Annotated in this window: 18 protein-coding genes and 1 tRNA gene; 5 read left to right on the top strand and 14 right to left on the bottom strand. The window is 35.8% G+C overall.

Features of this window, described 5'->3' with window-relative positions:
- Positions 1-136: 136 nt before the first annotated feature.
- Positions 137-207, top strand: a tRNA-Gln gene (locus R2800_00940).
- A gap of 225 nt (positions 208-432) precedes the next feature.
- Here R2800_00940 and R2800_00935 read toward each other — a convergent pair.
- From R2800_00935 to R2800_00870, 14 genes are all read right to left on the bottom strand, one after another.
- Entirely contained in the window at positions 433-2,862 is a 2,430-nt protein-coding gene (locus R2800_00935) for an outer membrane beta-barrel protein (protein ID MEZ5015590.1), read from the bottom strand.
- Positions 2,863-2,881: 19 nt separating this feature from the next.
- Positions 2,882-3,355: a hypothetical protein gene (locus R2800_00930; protein ID MEZ5015589.1), complete on the bottom strand. Its 474-nt coding sequence runs from the start codon at positions 3,353-3,355 to the stop codon at positions 2,882-2,884.
- Entirely contained in the window at positions 3,322-4,629 is a 1,308-nt protein-coding gene (locus tag R2800_00925; protein MEZ5015588.1) for a hypothetical protein, read from the bottom strand. Before R2800_00925 ends, R2800_00930 begins: the two co-directional genes overlap by 34 nt.
- Before the next feature lie 4 nt (positions 4,630-4,633).
- A complete protein-coding gene (locus R2800_00920; GenBank protein MEZ5015587.1) occupies positions 4,634-5,758 on the bottom strand; it encodes a hypothetical protein in 1,125 nt (374 codons plus the stop codon).
- 191 nt (positions 5,759-5,949) lie between these two features.
- Entirely contained in the window at positions 5,950-6,360 is a 411-nt protein-coding gene (locus tag R2800_00915) for a hypothetical protein (protein ID MEZ5015586.1), read from the bottom strand.
- A 21-nt stretch (positions 6,361-6,381) separates the two neighbouring features.
- On the bottom strand, positions 6,382-6,849 hold the full coding sequence (locus R2800_00910; GenBank protein MEZ5015585.1) for a hypothetical protein: 468 nt from the start codon (positions 6,847-6,849) through the stop codon (positions 6,382-6,384).
- 314 nt (positions 6,850-7,163) lie between these two features.
- Entirely contained in the window at positions 7,164-7,559 is a 396-nt protein-coding gene (locus tag R2800_00905; protein MEZ5015584.1) for a hypothetical protein, read from the bottom strand.
- Between the two features lie 44 nt (positions 7,560-7,603).
- Complete coding sequence (locus tag R2800_00900) at positions 7,604-8,632, bottom strand: GNAT family N-acetyltransferase (protein ID MEZ5015583.1); 1,029 nt, start codon at positions 8,630-8,632, stop codon at positions 7,604-7,606.
- A 4-nt stretch (positions 8,633-8,636) separates the two neighbouring features.
- Entirely contained in the window at positions 8,637-9,572 is a 936-nt protein-coding gene (locus R2800_00895; GenBank protein MEZ5015582.1) for a polysaccharide deacetylase family protein, read from the bottom strand.
- A gap of 70 nt (positions 9,573-9,642) precedes the next feature.
- Positions 9,643-12,198: a DUF5686 and carboxypeptidase regulatory-like domain-containing protein gene (locus R2800_00890; protein ID MEZ5015581.1), complete on the bottom strand. Its 2,556-nt coding sequence runs from the start codon at positions 12,196-12,198 to the stop codon at positions 9,643-9,645.
- Between the two features lie 88 nt (positions 12,199-12,286).
- Positions 12,287-12,922 (bottom strand): deoxynucleoside kinase, encoded by a 636-nt coding sequence (locus R2800_00885; GenBank protein ID MEZ5015580.1) that lies wholly within the window; start codon positions 12,920-12,922, stop codon positions 12,287-12,289.
- 102 nt (positions 12,923-13,024) lie between these two features.
- Positions 13,025-14,023 (bottom strand): tryptophan--tRNA ligase, encoded by a 999-nt coding sequence (gene trpS / locus R2800_00880; protein ID MEZ5015579.1) that lies wholly within the window; start codon positions 14,021-14,023, stop codon positions 13,025-13,027.
- A gap of 87 nt (positions 14,024-14,110) precedes the next feature.
- Positions 14,111-15,514: a M56 family metallopeptidase gene (locus R2800_00875; protein ID MEZ5015578.1), complete on the bottom strand. Its 1,404-nt coding sequence runs from the start codon at positions 15,512-15,514 to the stop codon at positions 14,111-14,113.
- A gap of 4 nt (positions 15,515-15,518) precedes the next feature.
- Positions 15,519-15,887: a BlaI/MecI/CopY family transcriptional regulator gene (locus R2800_00870; protein MEZ5015577.1), complete on the bottom strand. Its 369-nt coding sequence runs from the start codon at positions 15,885-15,887 to the stop codon at positions 15,519-15,521.
- A 146-nt stretch (positions 15,888-16,033) separates the two neighbouring features.
- Here R2800_00870 and R2800_00865 point away from each other — a divergent pair, with 146 nt between their 5' ends.
- From R2800_00865 to R2800_00850, 4 genes are all read left to right on the top strand, one after another.
- A complete protein-coding gene (locus R2800_00865; protein ID MEZ5015576.1) occupies positions 16,034-16,858 on the top strand; it encodes a ZIP family metal transporter in 825 nt (274 codons plus the stop codon).
- Positions 16,859-16,915: 57 nt separating this feature from the next.
- Positions 16,916-17,614, top strand: coding sequence for a hypothetical protein (locus R2800_00860; GenBank protein ID MEZ5015575.1), 699 nt, complete (start codon positions 16,916-16,918; stop codon positions 17,612-17,614).
- Between the two features lie 70 nt (positions 17,615-17,684).
- The gene (locus R2800_00855; protein MEZ5015574.1) at positions 17,685-18,080 is read left to right on the top strand and encodes a hypothetical protein; all 396 of its coding nucleotides are present in this window, start codon (positions 17,685-17,687) and stop codon (positions 18,078-18,080) included.
- A gap of 80 nt (positions 18,081-18,160) precedes the next feature.
- Complete coding sequence (locus tag R2800_00850) at positions 18,161-19,162, top strand: sterol desaturase family protein (GenBank protein MEZ5015573.1); 1,002 nt, start codon at positions 18,161-18,163, stop codon at positions 19,160-19,162.
- Positions 19,163-19,207: the final 45 nt, after the last annotated feature.

The following is a 19,207-nucleotide window of genomic DNA, read 5'->3' as shown; positions in this document are numbered from 1 at the left end:
TAGAAAAAGATGATTTTAGAGAACGAATTATTCTTCGTGGCTGGTATTGATTTTAAATAATTGAAAAATAAATTTTTAAAAAGTTTTGTGATATTCGTTTGACTATATAACTTTGCAGCCCTGCAACGCAGGAAACAGTCCGATGGTGTAATGGTAGCACTACAGTTTTTGGTACTGTCTGTCTTGGTTCGAATCCAGGTCGGACTGCATATAACACGTTAAAAGCCGCTTTCATAGCGGCTTTTGTGTTTTTTGGGTCGGTTTTTTACTGGTGGCGGTATATACTAGGTTTAACATGTTTTTTGGACCACACCCCCCGCCCCTTCCTTTTGGCCCGTTTTTCGAGCCTGGCAAACCGGTGGGTATGATCGTACTTTTTATAATGCCACGCTAAACACTCTTTTAATAAGAGGGCGTTTAAGGTTCTGTTAATTATATTTCTGTATTAATGGGGAAAGAGGTAAACCTGTAAATCAGTGAAAGCATATAATAACTGCCTATCCTATTAACAGATATGTCTTCATAATAGTTATCATTAATATTCCGCTGTACTGTAGGAAAATTATTGAATATATCGTATGCCTGAATACTAATAAATAGACCTTTTAATTTCTTAAACTCTTTATATAAGGATGTACTAACCAAGAAAAACTCTTGTTCAAAAGATTGACTTAGCCCATTATTTACAATATAGGAAAGGTCATATTCCCATTTAATATGAAAAGGCAAGTAGAAAGTCCCTTGTTGGGATAGATTATGTGTTTGTAATAGGTTATTAGTACTATTTGTTGTTATTGTTTTATTCCAATTATAGCCATAGCGTATGTTGCCTTCATAGATCTCGTTTGAAAGGTAGTTAAGGTATATATTGGGTGATATGGTATAGCTCTTTCTATCCTGTAGTGTGTTGTTGATGATATTGACGTTGTTTTGCCAACTGCCAGAGATACTTGTCGTAAGTCTTAGTTTCTTTTTAATAATAGAGGTGGTCTTGTTAATGCCTAAAGTGAAAGAATAATTACCATCTGCATTGATAGGGGTTGTCTCTCTTTTGCTATTCGTAATCACTACATTATTGATTATTTTTTGGCTGTGCCAACTACTGCGTAGATATATATTCGTGTTGCCACCTGATAAGTTGTAATTTCTATAGTTAAGGGTTACGTTGTTGCTGATTTCAGGTTTAAGGTTGGGGTTGCCCGTAAATATATTCAAGCTGTCAGTATAGTCAGGGATGGGCTGTAATTGACTAAGGTTTGGGGCATTAATACGACCATTGTAGCCAAAACTAATATTTCTTTTTTTAGTCATTTTGTATTGTAAATGTAAACGAGGTGCATAATTAACACCTTGTTGAGAAATGTTGTTTTGGTTATTATGCTCATCTTTTGTAGTCCTATTATAGAGCAGTAACTGAAACCCTAATGAGCCATATAGTTTGTTTTTTGAATACTGATAACTAAGCCCTAATGTGTTTTCATTATTGCTATTGTTATAGTTCCTGCTTTGCGTAGTGTCAAAAATGGTCATACCGTTGTTACCTACCAAAACTTCTCTCTGATTAGAGGCCATAGTATAGTTATTGCTATAATCAAGAGATACCATGCTGGACGAACTTATAGGTTCGTTGTATTTAATACCGATATGAGTAGCTACATTATTGCTTCTAGTGTGAGCAGTATTAGATACATTGGTGTTTGAAGAGGATATGAGGTATTCATTCGTGTTTTGATTGTTAGCTGTACTTTTTGAGACTCCATAATTTGCATTCACATTAACAATAAGGGTTCTTTTTTCCTTAGCAAATGCTTTCATTATTGTATTATTCCATCTAATATTAGCCTTAGTGTCATAGCTGTTCACTAGAGAAATTCTTTGAAAATCTATTTGCTCTTGCTGATTTTGGTATGTTATGTCTTTATTATTACTGTTGGCATCTTGGTCTTTATAGTTCATTGATAGGTAGGAGCGTATTTTAAGTCTTTTACTAATATCCCAGTTGCTTCTAATATTTACCCTATGACTATTGTTTGTACTTATTGAACGTTGACTTTGTTCTTGTAGTAGCAAACTGTCATTTTGTAAATAGGTGGTTCTGAAAGAGGAGCGGTATAGTGTGTTTTTGTTGGCACTGAAATTGTAACCACCACTTAACTTCCATTTAGGTGTTACATCTTTAGAGAAGTTGATAGTGGCTTTTTGTTCATCCTTTACACCTGGTGAACTCCAAGAGTTATTATTTGTATTCTCTACGTTGGATATACCTGTATTATTGACGCCAATAATAGTTGTTAGGCTAAGACCATCCTTAGACATGTAGTTGCCGAATAGCCCAGCTTGGTATCTATCCTTTGTTCCATATCCGCAAGTGGCTCGCCCATATATACCATTTTTATACTTTTTCTTAAACTGTAGATTGATAACTTTTTCCTCTGTGGGTTCTTTACTGCTACTAAATATGGCGTCTTCACTATGATAGTCGGCTACTTGTATTTTCTCTAAGATTTCAGCGGGTAGGTTTTTAGTGATCGAAGTAAGATCTTCAGTATCATACTCTTTACCATTAATATATATTCTGGTAACGGTTTTGCTATTGATAGTAACAGTACCATCTCTACTTACTTCAACTCCGGGCAGCCTTTTTAAAACGTCTTCTGTTGTTGCTAATGGGTCTTTATAAAAAGAGTCTACTCTATAGCTGATGGTGTCGTTGTTTACTTTAATAGCAGTTTTAGCACTTATAATTACTTCGCCTATCTCCATTGTATCACTAAAGATAGACCTTGTGGAATTTGATGTTTGTGCTTTACAAAAAGTACCGAATAAAATAATAAGTACAATTATTAATGATGTTGTTTTCACAGAAGCTATCTAATAACAATTACTTTATCAACTTCATTGTTTGAGAATAGTTAAGGAGTTTAAATCCAGTATCTGTAGAATATATTAATTGAGGTGAAGGTTGTTGTAGCAAGGACATTATCTTTATTTTTTTGTTTTGACATTCTTCTATAAAAAGGAAATAGACATTATTAATATTTTTTAGTTCTTCTTTATGTTTCGCTTCGATACTAAAAAGTGTTGTAGGGTTGTTATAAGTAACAACAATTAGATTGACATTTTTTCGGGGTTCTTCCTTTCTCAACGCATCTAATAATTCACGGAAACAATTATAACAATTCTTATCTGTCATAATCATATAATGTGCATTTTTTGAAGCTTTTTGATCATCCAAATTATACAAATTATCAACCAACTTTTCTGCACCCCCTTTTTGAGCATAACCTGTAAATGCACTCAAAATCAGCAGAAATAAAAATACTAATTGTCTATTTTGTATTTTAATATAGTCCATTTGTATCCATGATTTTTTATATAATTAAATACATTATCAGCAGACTTTTTAACATTGTCTTTTACAAATATTGAAGTGGGATAAAACCCACAAGTATATATATATCCGTCTTTGAATTTAGGTGATGCTATATCCTGTATTGAGATATCTAAAACAAAAAAGTCTTCAACTTTGTTTTGTTCTTCTGTAGGACTAATTCTCCATTTATCAATTTTCTTTACAATTTCTAAACTGTTTTTATTTAACAAAAATAGATTTCTGTAAACATTCCTATCATGTGGAGTAGCAGTTGTAACAGCAATTATAGAATCGTTAACCGTAAATATCCGATTTACACTATTATATGCACCGTGTAGACTATCTAAAGTAGAACCAATGTATTCTTTGCTATATATATATGATTGAAAATCTTCTCTATGATATTCTAAGGAGTCTTTATCATATTTATTAACTATTTTCTCAATTCTAATATTTTCATATTTAATAATGCTGTCGACATACTGTTCGTACAATATATTCTTTGCATAGCTATTAGCATCAAATAATTTCAACTGTTTTTTCTTTACAAGATTCAAATATTTATCATAAATATGTAACCATGTCGACAGTGGAGAAACTGCATATATATATCCTCCTGACACAGTTATCCAAGAATGACTCATAAACGAAATGCCTATTCCTGGGAAATCGTAAGACACAGATTTTACAATAGTATTTGTATTTAAATTCAGTATGTTAAGGTGCAAACCTGAACCACTTGAATTTGGATGGTAATTATACACACCGTGTAATAATGCAAGGCTATCGTTTATTATATTAGCATTCTTGAAAGCTATCGATTTGCCTTTATTATTTAATATTTCTTTTGGTAAGTATACAAAATGAGCATTTTGGGTATTATTTCTTTCATAATATAAATATTTCTTATGCCCAACTAACAAGCAATATTTATCATTAAAATCTATATCGTAAACTCTAAATGCAGAGGTAATACCTTGTATAGTATCTTTTTGTATCTCATTTCCACTGTTAAGGTCATGGAATGATATGACTATATGTTTTCTATTACCATTTTCACTTGAGGTGTCATTAATGGACTGCACAAGGCATATTGTGTTTTTATTCACTTCAAAGCCAACTTCATCTATTCTGCTGTTTTTAGGGAAAGTAACATCAGTGTTAATTTCATTTACGAGTTTATATTGAGCATATATATTTGTTTGCAATAATGAAAATAGAATAACAAATAATAACTTACTAATAAGTTTTTCCATGATGTCACTTTTTTATTTTATGCTTTAATATGTAGAATTGATATCCGTTTTTTTTGATGTCATTCAAATATATGCTAGACACGTCCATTTTGTTTCCACTTGTAAAAAGTTTAGGATTTAACCAAGTATAAGTATAAACAGTATCGTCTTGAAAATTAGGGAATCTTGAATGTTGAAGCCTTAGATCAATCGGGTAAAAGTCTTCTAACTCCATTATGTTTTTTTGAGATATACAATTCCAATTTTTATATACACTAACAAGTTCCCTTTTTTTAATATTATAGGTATACAAATCTAACTGTTCTTTATTATGTGTAGGTCTTGATATACATATACCAATAACACTGGTATTTATATTGAATATCTTTTTTATGAACGCAAAGTTTTTTTCAGTAGTATCTAATATATTTTGAATACCTTCTTTGGAAAATAAATTATTATTAGAATATTTTCCTATGGTATCATTATTATAAACAGCGTCATTATACTCGATAAATTCTTGCAAATAGTTTTCGTAAGTTTTATTTGTAATAACTTCTGTCTTATTAAACATCCCATTTATTACATGTTCATTTAACAACTGCAATTCTTTGTTATATTCCCTTAAGTTCCCTGTTAGTGGTGAGATCACATAAATCTTCTCATCCAATACAGTTAGCCATCTTTTATTAAGTGAGGACAAAGCTACGGAACTGTATTTTTCAAAATGTTTGGATAAAACTTTTTGATTATTGGTATTAATTACTTGCATAAATAAACCCGATTTCCCATCAGCAGGATGAAAATTATATATCAAGTATGCCAATAACAGGGAGTCATTTATTTTTTCACAATACTCATATCTAAGCACACTATCAATTCTGTTAACGTATTGAAATGTATTTTTTGAATTGCCAGGTTCAAAATAAAGATACTCGTCATCTGTAAATAAGTATATTCTATTTTTTTGAATTCCTATATCACGTAAAACAAAATACATAGGAATATCTAGCAATGTGTCTATGTGTAGATTTCGTCCAGTTTTTATGTCTAGTTGATAAGATATTATTTTATTATTGGTGCTTAACTTGTTTGTTTGGATAAACAAATAATAATTGGATTCATTTGCTGTAACGTGAACATCACTCATTCTTAAGTTCTTACTGTAAGAAATTTGTGTACTAACCGTATCAACTAATCTGGAATATTGGGAATATGTTACATTTGGGAATATGCTTAATAGTAACAGTAAAAAAAAATTATTGCTCATGGCTAAGTATATTAATAAAAAAAAAGATAAGAATTAGCATAACACTAATTCTTATCACTATTTAATGACAATTATAAACCATCACAATATGTAACTTCATATTCATTTACAGCTACTGCCGTCCATGAATATGATCCAAGTCCATCATCTGCATTTACTGTTCCAGACATGTTGCCAGAATTAATTTCACTTTGAACATTATCCATAGCGTCTTGCCATGTTACAGGAGTCCCTGCAATAATTATCGACGGTGGCTCAAATCCATCTTTAAATTTGCACGTATTACTGCCTGGTTTATAGCAATCTAATTGTTCTATGCCGTCTACAGGGTCACCTTGAATTACTTTTTCATACGTATATTTCCCATTGGGGTTAAGTGTACCTCCAGATGTCCTTGATTGATAACATTTAGCATTAGAGTTTGCACTAAATGCTGCAACTAATATTAATGCGGATATGCTTTTTATTATTACTTTTTTCATAAAATATTTAATGTTTTCAATTTATTCTTCATCAATAATGACTACTTGTGTGCAAGTTGCAGTGGAATTCCAGATGTAACCAAAATCAGGAATAGTAACATTGTCAACAAGATCATTAATAGTTAATGTACCAGATGTTCCGTCAAGATTTACATGCCCCGAAGATGTACCATTATTCACTTTGTCTTGCACGGTTTCATAAACATCTACCTCGTCAAAATTTTGACTAACTTTGGCTATAGAACAGTCCTTATCGCCAGGATCATCACAATTCATAGTCTTGTAATGAACTTCACCCAAATAAACACCTTTTATGACAACTTGATGTAATATATGGGTGGTCACAGGACCTACATAGTCGTAAAGATTACCTGTAGGTGGAGGATTGCAACGCGTGATATCTTTAATTACAATTGCAGCATTGCTAGGATTTAAAAAACTAGTGAATGCAATTGTCAATATTGCAAACACTATTAGTGTTTTTTTCATATAACTGATTTTGAGATTTTTCCTACTCTATATCTCCGCTTTTCGGAATACGCGGGCGATTATCTGGAATGAACCGGTTCTCATGTGATAATGCACTATAAATATAACGAATTGATTATAAAAATATTGTAACAAATCCAATTAAGTATCAGTTTTTTCATTTAAAACTATTGTATCATCCATCCAACAGTTTATTTTTACAAGAACAGGAAAATGTCTAACCATATTGAAAGTGACAGAAGTCAATAAAAAATGCTTATAAAAATAAACATTTGCTATGCTCTTCACACACATATTGCTAAATATGCACCCGTTTATTTTATTCTGATTACCTCATTGGTCACCTTAGTTTCAGAGAAGTTGGCAGAGGTTGTTTGAATATAGGAGTTCTCTTTGGTCTCATTTATCTTGATGGTGAGCATTGCGTCATCGGGTAAGTTATAGTAGCGCTCACGTGTTTCCTGAGTTGGGGTCAAAGTATATTCACATTCTCCTATCCAGTTCACTATAAAAGTAGAGCTATCTACCTGACCGTTCAGTATCTCTGTTTGATGCTTTCCGTTGCGAACAATATAAGAAGTGCCATTAGCCGTATCTTCTATTTTGAAACGACCATCCTTAAACTGCTCACAGTTCACTTTGCGCTCTGTATTACACGCTGTAAATAGGAAAAATGTAGCGATGCTTAATAGAAGGTATTTATATGGCATGATTCACTTTTACAGCTTTACAAATATAACAATTTTACGTCATTTTAAAAATACATAAAGTCATAATCCGAGTCGATACTCTGTAGTGGCAATGGTGCATTCTTCAAACCTTGCATTACTTCACCTTCTTGGCTATGATAGGCAAAACGTGCACTGAGCTTATCAAAAAGCACTTTATCATACAACTCTTTTAAAGCTGGCACATTGGTAATACCCCATAGCAACCCTACTTTTTCTTGAATAGCATGTGCTACTAAAGCTTGTAGCACTGCTCTTTGCGCTTTGGCAGCCACATTTGTATTTTGATAAAGGATGTGTATTCGTTTGATGTCCGCATACTCCAACACTCTGAAATAGATAACCGCATCGCCAAGCTTTATTCTATAATGCTTATTAGCATAGGGGCTATCCAGCAAGCGCCATTGCACCCAAGCCTTATCCCTCACGAGTCTATTCTCTCCTTCTTCTTTACAGTCAGTCACTATTTCATCAAGAGGTATATCTTTTATCGGTGTTATTGCCGCATGTTGCGCTTTACCATATTTCATTTTTAGCCAAAGGCTGTACAAGGGAGACAACACAGCTGCTGCCATTGCTTTAACTCCCGTCCACCCTTTCGATCTGGCTAAGGCATTTATGTTGATCGGCAATCCATAGCGCACCGTATGAAACTCTTCATCCCAACCCAATTTTCTAAACACAGCCATCGAGTTATCATTACAGTTGGTAATGTGTAGCGGTGCCAACTCCATCCATTTTTGGGTCAGTATTTTACCTAAACCTTTGCCTTGCATACTCGGCAGTACAATAAAATTATTGTACCAAGTAGCCATATATTGTTGCGCACCACATGTAGCCATTATGGGTTGTAGTGCTGCCTGCCCTACTATCTTACCTTCATACTTTATATAAATAGGCTCAACCTTGGCATCGTACCCTATGCGAAACTGCCATTTAAGTAATGGACTGTTAAGCTTATGCGCCTTATTAGGATAGGCCTTTTTATTGAATGCTAATATATCAGCCTCTTCCAGCTCCGAAAAAAGATGAATAGAAATATTGTCGGTGGACATGACCTTATTTAGTTAACTGTTTTAGCAATGTTCTCCCTTTCGTATCAATATTATATAGAGGGATACGTGGTAGCATGTAAGTATCAGCTTTATCAATTCTACCTCTACTCATCGTCACTGCCGAGTCGAAATGTTGGGCAACGATAGCCTGTGCTTTTGTGCCTATACATTTATCCGCACCATATGGGTAGCAGAAGTGCTTCACTTCTTTACCCGTCACTTCATATAGTTTTTGCTTACTGTCTATACACTCTTTTGCCAGTTCCTCATCACTTAAACCTGCTACGGGCATATGTGTTACACCATGGCTCTGGAAGCTCAGGAGGTCATTCTTACTTTTTTTTGCTATGAAGTCCCATGTCACAGGGTGCGGGTGTTCATATAGATCAGCTCGGGTGGCTATATTATTGGAGATTACATAGTCAGCAATAGTATCAAACAAATGCATATACTCCCGCTCGTGCAGGGTGTACATTTTGTGCTGCAAAAGCTCAAAGTACTCGTGCCATGTCTGCTCGTCACGAAAATCTTTTTCTTCTCCTTCAATAGCTATCACCTGCCCTTTAGCATATTTACGCAGATTGGCCAAGCGGTAGGCAACCATCACAATACCATTCAAGAAATCAACAGGTGGAAAAAAGGTAATTGGCCATTCCTTTTCTGCACATATATCACACAAATCTGGCACGGTATCTTCATAGCCATCATCTACCGTTATCGCAAAAAGACCTTTAGTAGATTTTCCAGAAACTTTACGGGCAACTATTTCGCTAAGCGACACTAGCCTATCCGGACGAAGAATATTAATATGCTCCACAAACAAGTCGGGCTTAATACTATGATAAGCTAATATATAGCCGCCATTAGCACCCGAGAGTATGCCTCTGGCTGTATTTAAAAACAGCTTGCTTATCGGGTTTGTGAAGAGTACATCATTCATCTGTTAGGATATTTACCGCTAAAATAACTATCCTAACATTTAATATAGAAGAACTAAGCATAAATTACGATTACCAATCGAATTTCTCAGCTGAACTACTACCCACGCTTATTACACCGTCTAGTTTTAACCCTACTCTAAAACCTATACTATTTCTACCCACATCGTCCCAAGACTTAACAAGGTCTACTCTTAAGAACCTGTATAGCTTAAATCCTATGTTATCCAAGCTAACAAAGGCTTCTGTATAGTAGCTACCATCATTCGTATACAATGTATTATTACCCAGCAGCAAGTACCATTGTGTTTTTCTAAAAAAAGGAATTTTGTTGGTCAACAATCCATTCATATTATACTCTACATGCGCCTCGCCATATAGCTCTGCCGTATTGCTGTATTGATAATAAGGTGCTAATTGGAAACCACTCATGTAAGACAAGCCTAATACTGTTTGATTATCTGCAATATGCTTCATATCGGGCAAGCTCACATAGTTGCTGTTAAGGAAACCACCTACTGTAAGGTTATAACTTAATAACCCTAGTAGCTTAAAGTTCATATCATCTTTTATGCCTATGACCCATTTATCAAAATCGGTCTTACTATCTAAGATATTAGGTATTCCTTTTTCGTACTGTAAGGTAAAAGTGGGTTTATTACTGCTTAATGGTTTTTTACCATCAGGCAGAATAATGTATTTAACACCAGGCTGATAAGACAATCCTAATTTTATCAATGCTGCATTATGTTGCTCCCATTTGGTAGCGGCTAGTTCAGCAGGATAGTTTGAGGTCCACCTAGCTGGCGTAAAGTTAGACCATGTATAAAAAGAGGTATTGGCTAAAGGCAATCTTTTTTGGAAACCTGCTTTTGCGTACCAACTAAAACCATTGCCGTAGTTCCTTTTTACGAATGCTGCACCTGTCCAACGTTCATACAGCTTCATGTAATTCTTACTGTAGGCTAGTGTGCTAAACAGATTTATCATTGAAGAAACAGTACTATTCTGGTTATACTGGAAAATATACTTCCCTCCTTCTATACCTATTTGCCAATTTCTATCTCTCCAATCTTTTTGCCTTTGTATATAGGCCAGCTTACCAAACATATTGAAGCGCGTGTTAGCAAAACCATACCTAGCTACAGTATTTAGCTCAATGCTTTTTTGTTGACCCAACGAGCTTCTCCAATTTATGCGGGGAGCTACATATATCCCTTCAACGGTATTATAATTCACCATACCATCCAAAGCTGAATTAATACGCAATCTATTTTTATACTTCTTAGTATGGTAAGTATATCCACCAATTATCAAGTCTGTTGGAGAAAAGCGATTCCCTCTTCTTCTTAGTGAATCTAAATTGTAGCTACTAGTGTCTCGCCTTACAATACTATCATTTCTTGCGTAGTCTTTCAGTTCATCTTGCTCTAAGGGTATAGGTCTTTTATCAACCCAATAGGTCGAATCTTTTTTATTGGCATCCGCAAGGTATTCGCTCACTATCTTACGATCGAACACACTATCAGGTATTGCCTCATTCACCTTTTGCTTGTCGTAAACTGTAATAAAGTGCCCCGAAATATCAAAACCTAATATGGTTAAAGTAGGGAACAACACTTGGTTTTTTATCACCCATGTATCTTTTCTAAGCGGCAGATACACTTGCTTTACAGCTAGTGTATCCAGCTGGTCTAGATTGGCTTTATTCGTCAACAAAAAGTCTAAACTGTGTATAGCCCAATCCTTTTCTACTATATAAATAGTACCAGTAAATAGTGGCTCGTATAACCTTCTCGGTGTTACTTTTATCCTATCAACAGTATAACCGTTCTCTATAAACTCTCCTTCATATTTATACTTGTAGTAGCGTAACGCATTATCACTTATAGGAGAAATAAAACCTCTTGGGTTGGCACCATTAAGTACGTTCACATTATTTTCGTAGAAGCTGATAACACTAGGCACTTGTGACATACCCAATCCATTCGGGTCTCCGCTTTCTGTTACCGACTTAATAACGGTCTTACTTTTATTGTCTTTAGAATAATAATCTACATCCTGCTCGCAGAGGTATAAAACACCTTTACCGTTTGAGTCCACACCAAGCTCATTACTCAAGCCCCCACTTTCACCATCGGCATCTTTCACTTTAATACCAAATACTTGGTCTGGCATATCCCGCATACGCAATACACCTTTCAGGTAAATAGAGGACTGGAAAGAGTTTTGTTGCTCTAAATGAAACTTTCTACGTTTAATGGCTTGCCTAATGATACCATATGCGGGGTCTTCACCCGACTTAACTGTTACTGTCTTTAGCTTTAAATTTTGTTCCATCAAGCTAAAGTTATGTGTTACAGTTTCGCCTGCTTTTATAGTCAATACATGCTCCGCCTGAGTAAACCCCATGTATTGACATACTATGGTATACTTACCTTCAGACAATCTTAATGAATAGTCTGCATTGGCATTAGCAGAAGTACCGATAGTACTACCTTTTACAAATACGGTAGCAAATGGTAGAGGCTCTCCCTTGGTGTCTTGTACACGACCTTTTAATATAGCGGCTTGCACATTTGATATAACAAACAAAAGCGCTAGAGTGATAGATATATAACGAAGCATGCTGATATGAATATAATTATTAACAAGTATAATAACTATATCGTTAAAGCAACTTAAATGTTACAGTATTTGGGAATTATTATTTTTTCTAGAATAATCCGTTGATTTGGGCATCTATACGGGCGATTATTTCAGCAAAGTCTTCTTCGTTTTCCTCAAAGTCTACATTATCTATATCAACGATGAGTAGTTTACCACTATCATAGCTATCTACCCATTTATCGTATAGTCTACTCAAACGTTTTAGATAGTCGAGCCTGATGTTCTCTTCATATTCTCTACCCCTTTTTTGTATTTGGTCTACCAGCTTAGGTATAGACGCCTTGATGTATATTAACAAGTCGGGCGGCGCCACCATATTAGATAACGTGTTAAAGAAAGAGGAATAGTTTTCAAAATCACGCTTGGTCATTAGCCCCATCTCATACAAGTTGGGCGCAAAAACATAAGCGTCTTCATATATGGTACGGTCTTGTATTACGGTATCTTTACCATTACGTATCACCTCTAGCTGCTGCAACCTGTTATTCAAGAAATACACCTGTAGGTTGAACGACCAACGATGCATGTCTTCATAAAAGTCTACTAAGTATGGATTGTGATCCACATCTTCAAAATGCGGTGTCCATTTATAATGCTTAGCCAGCTTTGTAGTTAGCGTTGTTTTACCAGCTCCTATATTTCCTGCAACTGCAATATGTTTTATTTTCTTTTTTGGAGGCATAGTAATCTCTTATACTCTGGTAATTTCAATAATGGTTTAACTCATAGTTGATAAGGGAATACAAGATAACAACCTATTTCAATAAAAACAGGCTTAAGTACATTAATAATAGTTAATACCGATCAATTTTCTTGCTTCGGCAATGGTTTTTGATGCACTTGCTCTTGCTTTTTCTGCACCCTCTTTCAATATTCTGCGCAGTTGCTCTTCATCTTTTTGCAACTCTGTAGCCTTCTCTCTAATAGGTGCAACAAATGCTACCATATCTTCAGCCAGTTGCTTTTTCATATCACCGTAACGAATAGCACATTCGTTATAGTCCTTTCTAAACTTGTCTACCACCTCTTTCTCCGACACTAGATCCATCAGCAAGAATAGGTTCTTGATATACTCCGGCATTTCGCTGTTGGGTTCTGTAGGACCAGAATCACTTTTTGCCTTTTTTACTTTTTTACGAATCACCTCATCTTCGTCAGCTAAGTAAATGGTAGCATTTACATTCTCGCTCTTACTCATCTTACCGGCACCATCGAGGCTAGGTACTTTTACAAGCTCACTACTAAAGTTGAATGGATATGGCTCAGGGAATAGTTCACCATATCTATTATTAAATCTTGAAGCAAAGTTGCGTGCCATTTCTATATGCTGCTCCTGATCTTTACCTACAGGCACTTTTAATGCTCTATGTATCAAAATATCAGCGGTCATCAATACAGGATAGGTCAACAAACCGGCATTTACATTATTGGGTTGCGTACGCACTTTATCCTTGAATGTAGGCACTTTTTCCAGCTCTCCCTTGTAGGCCATCATGTTGAGCATCAAGTATAACTCCGGTATTTCAGGGATATCACTTTGTGCATACAAGGCCACTTTATTTGGGTCAAGACCGCAAGCAATATTTTCTGCTGCTACACGAAACACATTCGACTTCAGATCTTTCGGATCAGGGTGTGTAGTTAAGGAATGATAATCTGCCACAAAAAAATAGCAATCATATTCATCCTGCATTTTCACATAATTCTTCATGGCACCGAAGTAATTACCCAAATGCAAAAAACCAGTAGAACGTATACCGCTTACAACAATCTCTTTACTCATAACGGCGGCAAGATACGAAATGACGTGTTAAGTGCATATCAAAAAGCCACTCCGTATTGGAGTGGCTTAAATTTTTATTTTTTTCAATTATGCCTTTACTACAAACCGAGCTTCCATATCGCCTAGCAGCTCCTTTATTATAACGAGCTTTTTCTTCGTAGCCATATTTAGCGTTTCATATTTACTGGCTACAGAAGTGTAAATATTCACTAAGATATCTGCAGGACCTTCTTTAAACATTGCATGTTTTGTAATGTCATGCTCCGTCACCTCTTTCACATCTATAGGTGGCGGAGGAGGTGGTGGATTGTCTGTATCCTCTTTCATTTTGAATACAAAAGGCAACATCATTTCCACACTTACAGCCTGCCCATCTATCTCACCGGGCGCCCATGTAGGCATTTTTTTCATAGCGTCCAGTGCTGCTTCTGCCAATAGCGGGTTGGCATCTTTACTTACAACCGTTGCGTCGATAGCCTCTCCTTTATCGGTAACAACAAATTTTACCACAACTTTTCCTTCTATGTTCTTTTCTTTAGCCTCTTCAGGATATTTTACATTATCAATAAAAAACTGAGTAAGGCTTGTTTCGCACTCAGGCATCTTGGTCAGCTTAGACATTTCATGTTGTGTCACTACTTTTACTTCTGCTTTTTGTTGTTCGCAGCTTTGTAGTGTGGTAACAGCTCCTATAAGCCCTACAAGTGAAAGTGTAACTATAGCTCTTAGTGCTTTGCTAGGCTGTCGCCTATTTTTTAACATCATAATTCTACGTTTTACAGGATGAATAATAAATGAATGAGATAGGGGTAATGTACAGGTGGCAAAAACAGAGGACAGTAATAGTTTAGAATAGTCGTCACCATTCGCATTTACAGCTCTATCTGCCTGAAACTCGTGCACTAGAGTTATTTCTTTTCTTAGGATATGTATAAATATATTGGGCCAAAACACTGCTTGAAGCAGACTGATGAATATAGTATCCCTACTATGCTTCAAACGTACATGGGCTACTTCATGTTCAAGAATGACAGGATTTTCTTCTGCATCGGGCAAGAAGATATACTTACCCCAGCTACCCGGACCATGCTGAGTATTGGTAAGCACAATATAGTCGCCCCGATTGCTCTGCTCATATTTATTAGTAGCCTTATACACCTTAATGTAATTGATGCACCATCTTACCAATAATAGCAACGCAATAAAGACATAAACAATTGCTACTGTATTGAACCAGTTGAAGCCTGCTTTACTAGAGAAGGTTTGACTTTCGATAATAATTTCGTCCAGCATATTTCCTGTAGCTACAAATGCCACTGCATTCGACTCAATTGCCCATGGCAGTTTGATGAGCGGTAGCACTAAAGGCAATATTGCTGCTAGTAATAAATACAATCTATTGAAACTATGAAGTGTTTTATCTCTTAACAACACGAGATACAACCACCAGATCAATCCTGTGTATATGGTTACTTGTAGTATATATAGCATAACCTTATTTTTTCTTCATTTCATTTAATATATCCTCCAACTCGGTGATGGATATATCTTTTTCTTTGGCAAAAAAGGAGAGCATATTTGAAAACGACCCTTCAAAGTATTTGCTTACAAATTGCTTCATACTATTTTTACTGTAGTCTGCCTTGCGCACCAAAGGAAAATACCTGTTAGATTTTCCAAAGCTTTCATGATCTACAAAACCTTTCTCTTCCAGTATTTTTACAATAGTGCTTACAGTATTGTAGTGAGGCTTAGGCTCTGACAATTCATCTACTATGTCTTTTATAAAAACATTTTCCCGCTCCCAGATCACTTGCATTATTTCCTCTTCAGCCTTAGTTAATGGTTTAAAATTCTTCTTCATTATACTGTTATTACTAATTCTTTAGTAAAACTACTAAGTTTTTAGTTTTAAAACTAATTTTTTAGTTGAAATAAATATTATTCACATAGATGTGACAATTCAATTAGTTTATTTAGATTTGTCTAAAAATATTTTTAGACAAGCATATGCAGGTTATTACAGATTTCTTTGTTGAGATAGGACCAATATATAGTGCACTATTAGCTACATGCTTTACTTGGCTAGTTACAGCATTAGGAGCTTCTTTAGTATTCTTTTTCAAAAGTATGCATAGAGGTGTGCTGGATACCATGCTTGGCTTCACAGGTGGTGTTATGGTTGCGGCAAGTTTTTGGAGCTTGCTGAACCCAGCTATCGAGATGTCGGAAAAGCTCTATCCTAATATGATATGGATGCCTGCTGCTGTAGGCTTCTTTGTAGGAGCCATGTTCATTTTTATATTAGACCGTTTCACCCCCCACCTACATATCAACTTTAAGCTGGAAGAAACAGAAGGTGTAAAAACAAAACTACACCGCACGACACTACTCATATTAGCCATTACACTACACAATATACCTGAGGGCTTAGCCGTAGGTGTTATGTTTGGCGCAGCGGCTAACGGCATGGGTGATGCAACAATAGCTGGTGCTATTGCCCTAGCTATAGGTATCGGCATACAAAACTTTCCTGAAGGTATTGCTGTAGCTATGCCCTTGCGCAGGCTGGGCGCTAGCAGAAAGAAAAGCTTCTGGTATGGGCAGCTTTCGGCAATAGTAGAGCCCATTGCAGGTGTGCTGGGAGCATTAGCGGTTATCTATATAGAACCAATACTACCTTTTGCGTTAGCGTTTGCAGCAGGTGCAATGATATTTGTAGTAGTAGAAGAAGTGATTCCTGAAACACAAAGAGATAAATATACCGACCTTGCCGTTCTTGGTTTTATCGGCGGCTTCTTGGTCATGATGATACTAGATGTAGCATTGGGTTAAAATTTCATGAATTGATACGATTCACTGGGGCTAACCGTTTACCTATAAAGCAACCCAATGAAATATATATTAACCGCTATTACTATTTTTATAGCTATAACATGCTATGCACAAAAGCCAACTAACGGCTATAAATATCAAGTAAAACTTTATGGTCTTATATCCCCTAATAGAGAATCGGCCAATGTAGATCTGAAAAGAAACACACTAACATCTCAAACAGGTATTAGTCATTTTTTCAATCCTACTTTTGCTGTTAACCGCATGAATAAAAGGGGTAATAGACATGAGCTAGAACTTACAAGCCTATCCGACAATGAATACTCTTCTAGAACATCTTACTCTTCAGACACTGCACGCATTTGGGGATTCGTAAGTGATGTAAGAGAGTTTAAAGTGGCTATTCGATACGAATACATTCAAGTATTTCTAAAGAATAGGAAACTGCAACCATCTCTTGGTTTTGCCGCCTCTCCATACTTTGTGAAATATCGTCATACACCACAATGGTCTAATTTCAATCCATTTACAGAAAGAGTATTTGGGATACAAACGTTTATTGTACCAAGGCTGAATATCAATATCAGTAAAAGATTCCTTCTGGATGTAAATGTACCTATCAGAATCTCTGAACATCAGTTTAGCAAAAGGGAAGAATACAGTAGCAGTACTGGACATTTAACAATCAAAGGAACAAACACAGTATTTTTTCGAGACATGTTATATATACGGTTTGGGGCAGGTTTAAACATTTAAGTTTCTCCTTCAATATTCTTAGTTCCACAATAAATAGCTTAAAATTGTGCTTCTATAATAATATAGTGGCATGGTTTTAAAATGGGTGATTATCCTACTATCCTTCTTTCTATTCAGCTTTATGGTAGTGGATGGTAGCAGAGCATTAATGATCGGTGATTATTTTCGCCCTGAGACTGGCGAGTATGCGGGTCAACTTGGCCCTTGGGCGGGATTGGTAAAATCAGTAAACATTGATCCCGAATCCGACTTCATGAAATGGATGTTTCTACTTTGGGGAGCAATAGGTCTATTTATAATGGTAGCTTTTGCGATGAAAGTACGCGATAGTGCCAAAGCATTATTGATCATATCGTTACTTACGCTTTGGTATCTTACCATGGGCACAATGCTATCTCTAGCTATTGCTGTGCTAACCTTTATATATTGGCGCCTCAATAAGAGCAAACCAAGTCTTAAAACATAACTGATTAAAGACCAGATATTTATTATTTTTATCTCTTTCTAAAGAAAGAGCAAAAACGGACAAACATTAAATAAGATAGTATGAACGAAATTGCAGAGATGAAAGCCGTCTATTTCATTCCCTACATTATCCCAATAGCCATTATCATAATTGCTATTGAGGTAATTATGAGTCTTAAGAATGATGAACAACTTTATGAGAAGAAAGACTCGGCGGCAAGTGCAGGTGTTGGTATTGGAGCAGTATTAGTTCAGGCCTTTACCAAGGCAGGGACATTAGCCGTATTCATGGCTATTTTCAAATTATTCCAACCAGTTAGAGAAGCCATGGGTTATTCGTGGTTAGGCACAGACTGGTATATTTGGGTACTTTGTATTTTGGGCGACGACTTCAATTTCTACTGGCATCATCGTTTTGCACACACTGTTCGTGTACTATGGGCGGCACATATACCACACCACTCTTCCGAATACTTCAACTTTGGTACCTCTTTCCGTAACGGTTGGGTTATATTTTTCTTTAAACCCATCTACTGGTTATGGATGCCTGCAATAGGTTTTCACCCTGCTATGGTCTTTACCGCACTAGCGATCAACTCTTCTTACCAATTCTTACTGCACTCTGTAAAAGTACCTCACTTAGGATGGTATGAATTGATATTTAATACACCTCAACTACACCAAATACATCACAGTAAGAACTTTGCCTACATGGATAAGAACTATGGCGGCATCTTTATATTCTGGGATAAACTATTTGGTACTTTCCATAATGGCCGTGATGGACAAGAACGTCATTTTGGAGTAACCAAACCACCAGAGAGCTACAATCCATTTGTGATCATGTTTCACGAATATGGCAATATAATGGGAGATGTAAGAAAGGCTAAAACCCTAAAAGACAAACTCAACTATATTTTTGCTCCTCCGGGATGGAGTCCCGACAAATCGACCTTGACAGTAAAAGAAATGAGCAAGCTGATAAGAGAACAAGAAGGGCAGCTTACTGAACACCAAAAAAAGGTATTTGGTTATATTGATGGCAATCCTGACATGAAGAAAGAGCTCATAGAAATGGACTAACAATATACACTAACGGGTAAGACAATAGTCTTACCCGTTTTTCAT

The sequence above is a fragment of the Flavipsychrobacter sp. genome, assembly GCA_041392855.1.
Taxonomy (GTDB): domain Bacteria; phylum Bacteroidota; class Bacteroidia; order Chitinophagales; family Chitinophagaceae; genus UBA5543.
Note: the sequence above shows the minus strand (reverse complement) of the source record. Positions and strands in the feature narration are given on the sequence as shown.

Bases quoted from the DNA above. Each gene is read 5' to 3' on its own strand.
- R2800_00860 (MEZ5015575.1), top strand. From the start codon at position 16,916: ATGAAATATATATTAACCGCTATTACTATTTTTATAGCTATAACATGC.
- R2800_00885 (MEZ5015580.1), bottom strand. From the start codon at position 12,922: ATGCCTCCAAAAAAGAAAATAAAACATATTGCAGTTGCAGGAAATATA.
- R2800_00910 (MEZ5015585.1), bottom strand. From the start codon at position 6,849: ATGAAAAAAACACTAATAGTGTTTGCAATATTGACAATTGCATTCACT.
- R2800_00865 (MEZ5015576.1), top strand. From the start codon at position 16,034: ATGCAGGTTATTACAGATTTCTTTGTTGAGATAGGACCAATATATAGT.
- R2800_00875 (MEZ5015578.1), bottom strand. From the start codon at position 15,514: ATGCTATATATACTACAAGTAACCATATACACAGGATTGATCTGGTGG.
- R2800_00870 (MEZ5015577.1), bottom strand. From the start codon at position 15,887: ATGAAGAAGAATTTTAAACCATTAACTAAGGCTGAAGAGGAAATAATG.
- R2800_00895 (MEZ5015582.1), bottom strand. From the start codon at position 9,572: ATGAATGATGTACTCTTCACAAACCCGATAAGCAAGCTGTTTTTAAAT.
- R2800_00930 (MEZ5015589.1), bottom strand. From the start codon at position 3,355: ATGGACTATATTAAAATACAAAATAGACAATTAGTATTTTTATTTCTG.
- R2800_00890 (MEZ5015581.1), bottom strand. From the start codon at position 12,198: ATGCTTCGTTATATATCTATCACTCTAGCGCTTTTGTTTGTTATATCA.
- R2800_00905 (MEZ5015584.1), bottom strand. From the start codon at position 7,559: ATGCCATATAAATACCTTCTATTAAGCATCGCTACATTTTTCCTATTT.
- R2800_00915 (MEZ5015586.1), bottom strand. From the start codon at position 6,360: ATGAAAAAAGTAATAATAAAAAGCATATCCGCATTAATATTAGTTGCA.
- R2800_00900 (MEZ5015583.1), bottom strand. From the start codon at position 8,632: ATGTCCACCGACAATATTTCTATTCATCTTTTTTCGGAGCTGGAAGAG.
- R2800_00850 (MEZ5015573.1), top strand. From the start codon at position 18,161: ATGAACGAAATTGCAGAGATGAAAGCCGTCTATTTCATTCCCTACATT.
- R2800_00920 (MEZ5015587.1), bottom strand. From the start codon at position 5,758: ATGAGTGATGTTCACGTTACAGCAAATGAATCCAATTATTATTTGTTT.
- R2800_00855 (MEZ5015574.1), top strand. From the start codon at position 17,685: ATGGTTTTAAAATGGGTGATTATCCTACTATCCTTCTTTCTATTCAGC.
- R2800_00925 (MEZ5015588.1), bottom strand. From the start codon at position 4,629: ATGGAAAAACTTATTAGTAAGTTATTATTTGTTATTCTATTTTCATTA.
- trpS (MEZ5015579.1), bottom strand. From the start codon at position 14,023: ATGAGTAAAGAGATTGTTGTAAGCGGTATACGTTCTACTGGTTTTTTG.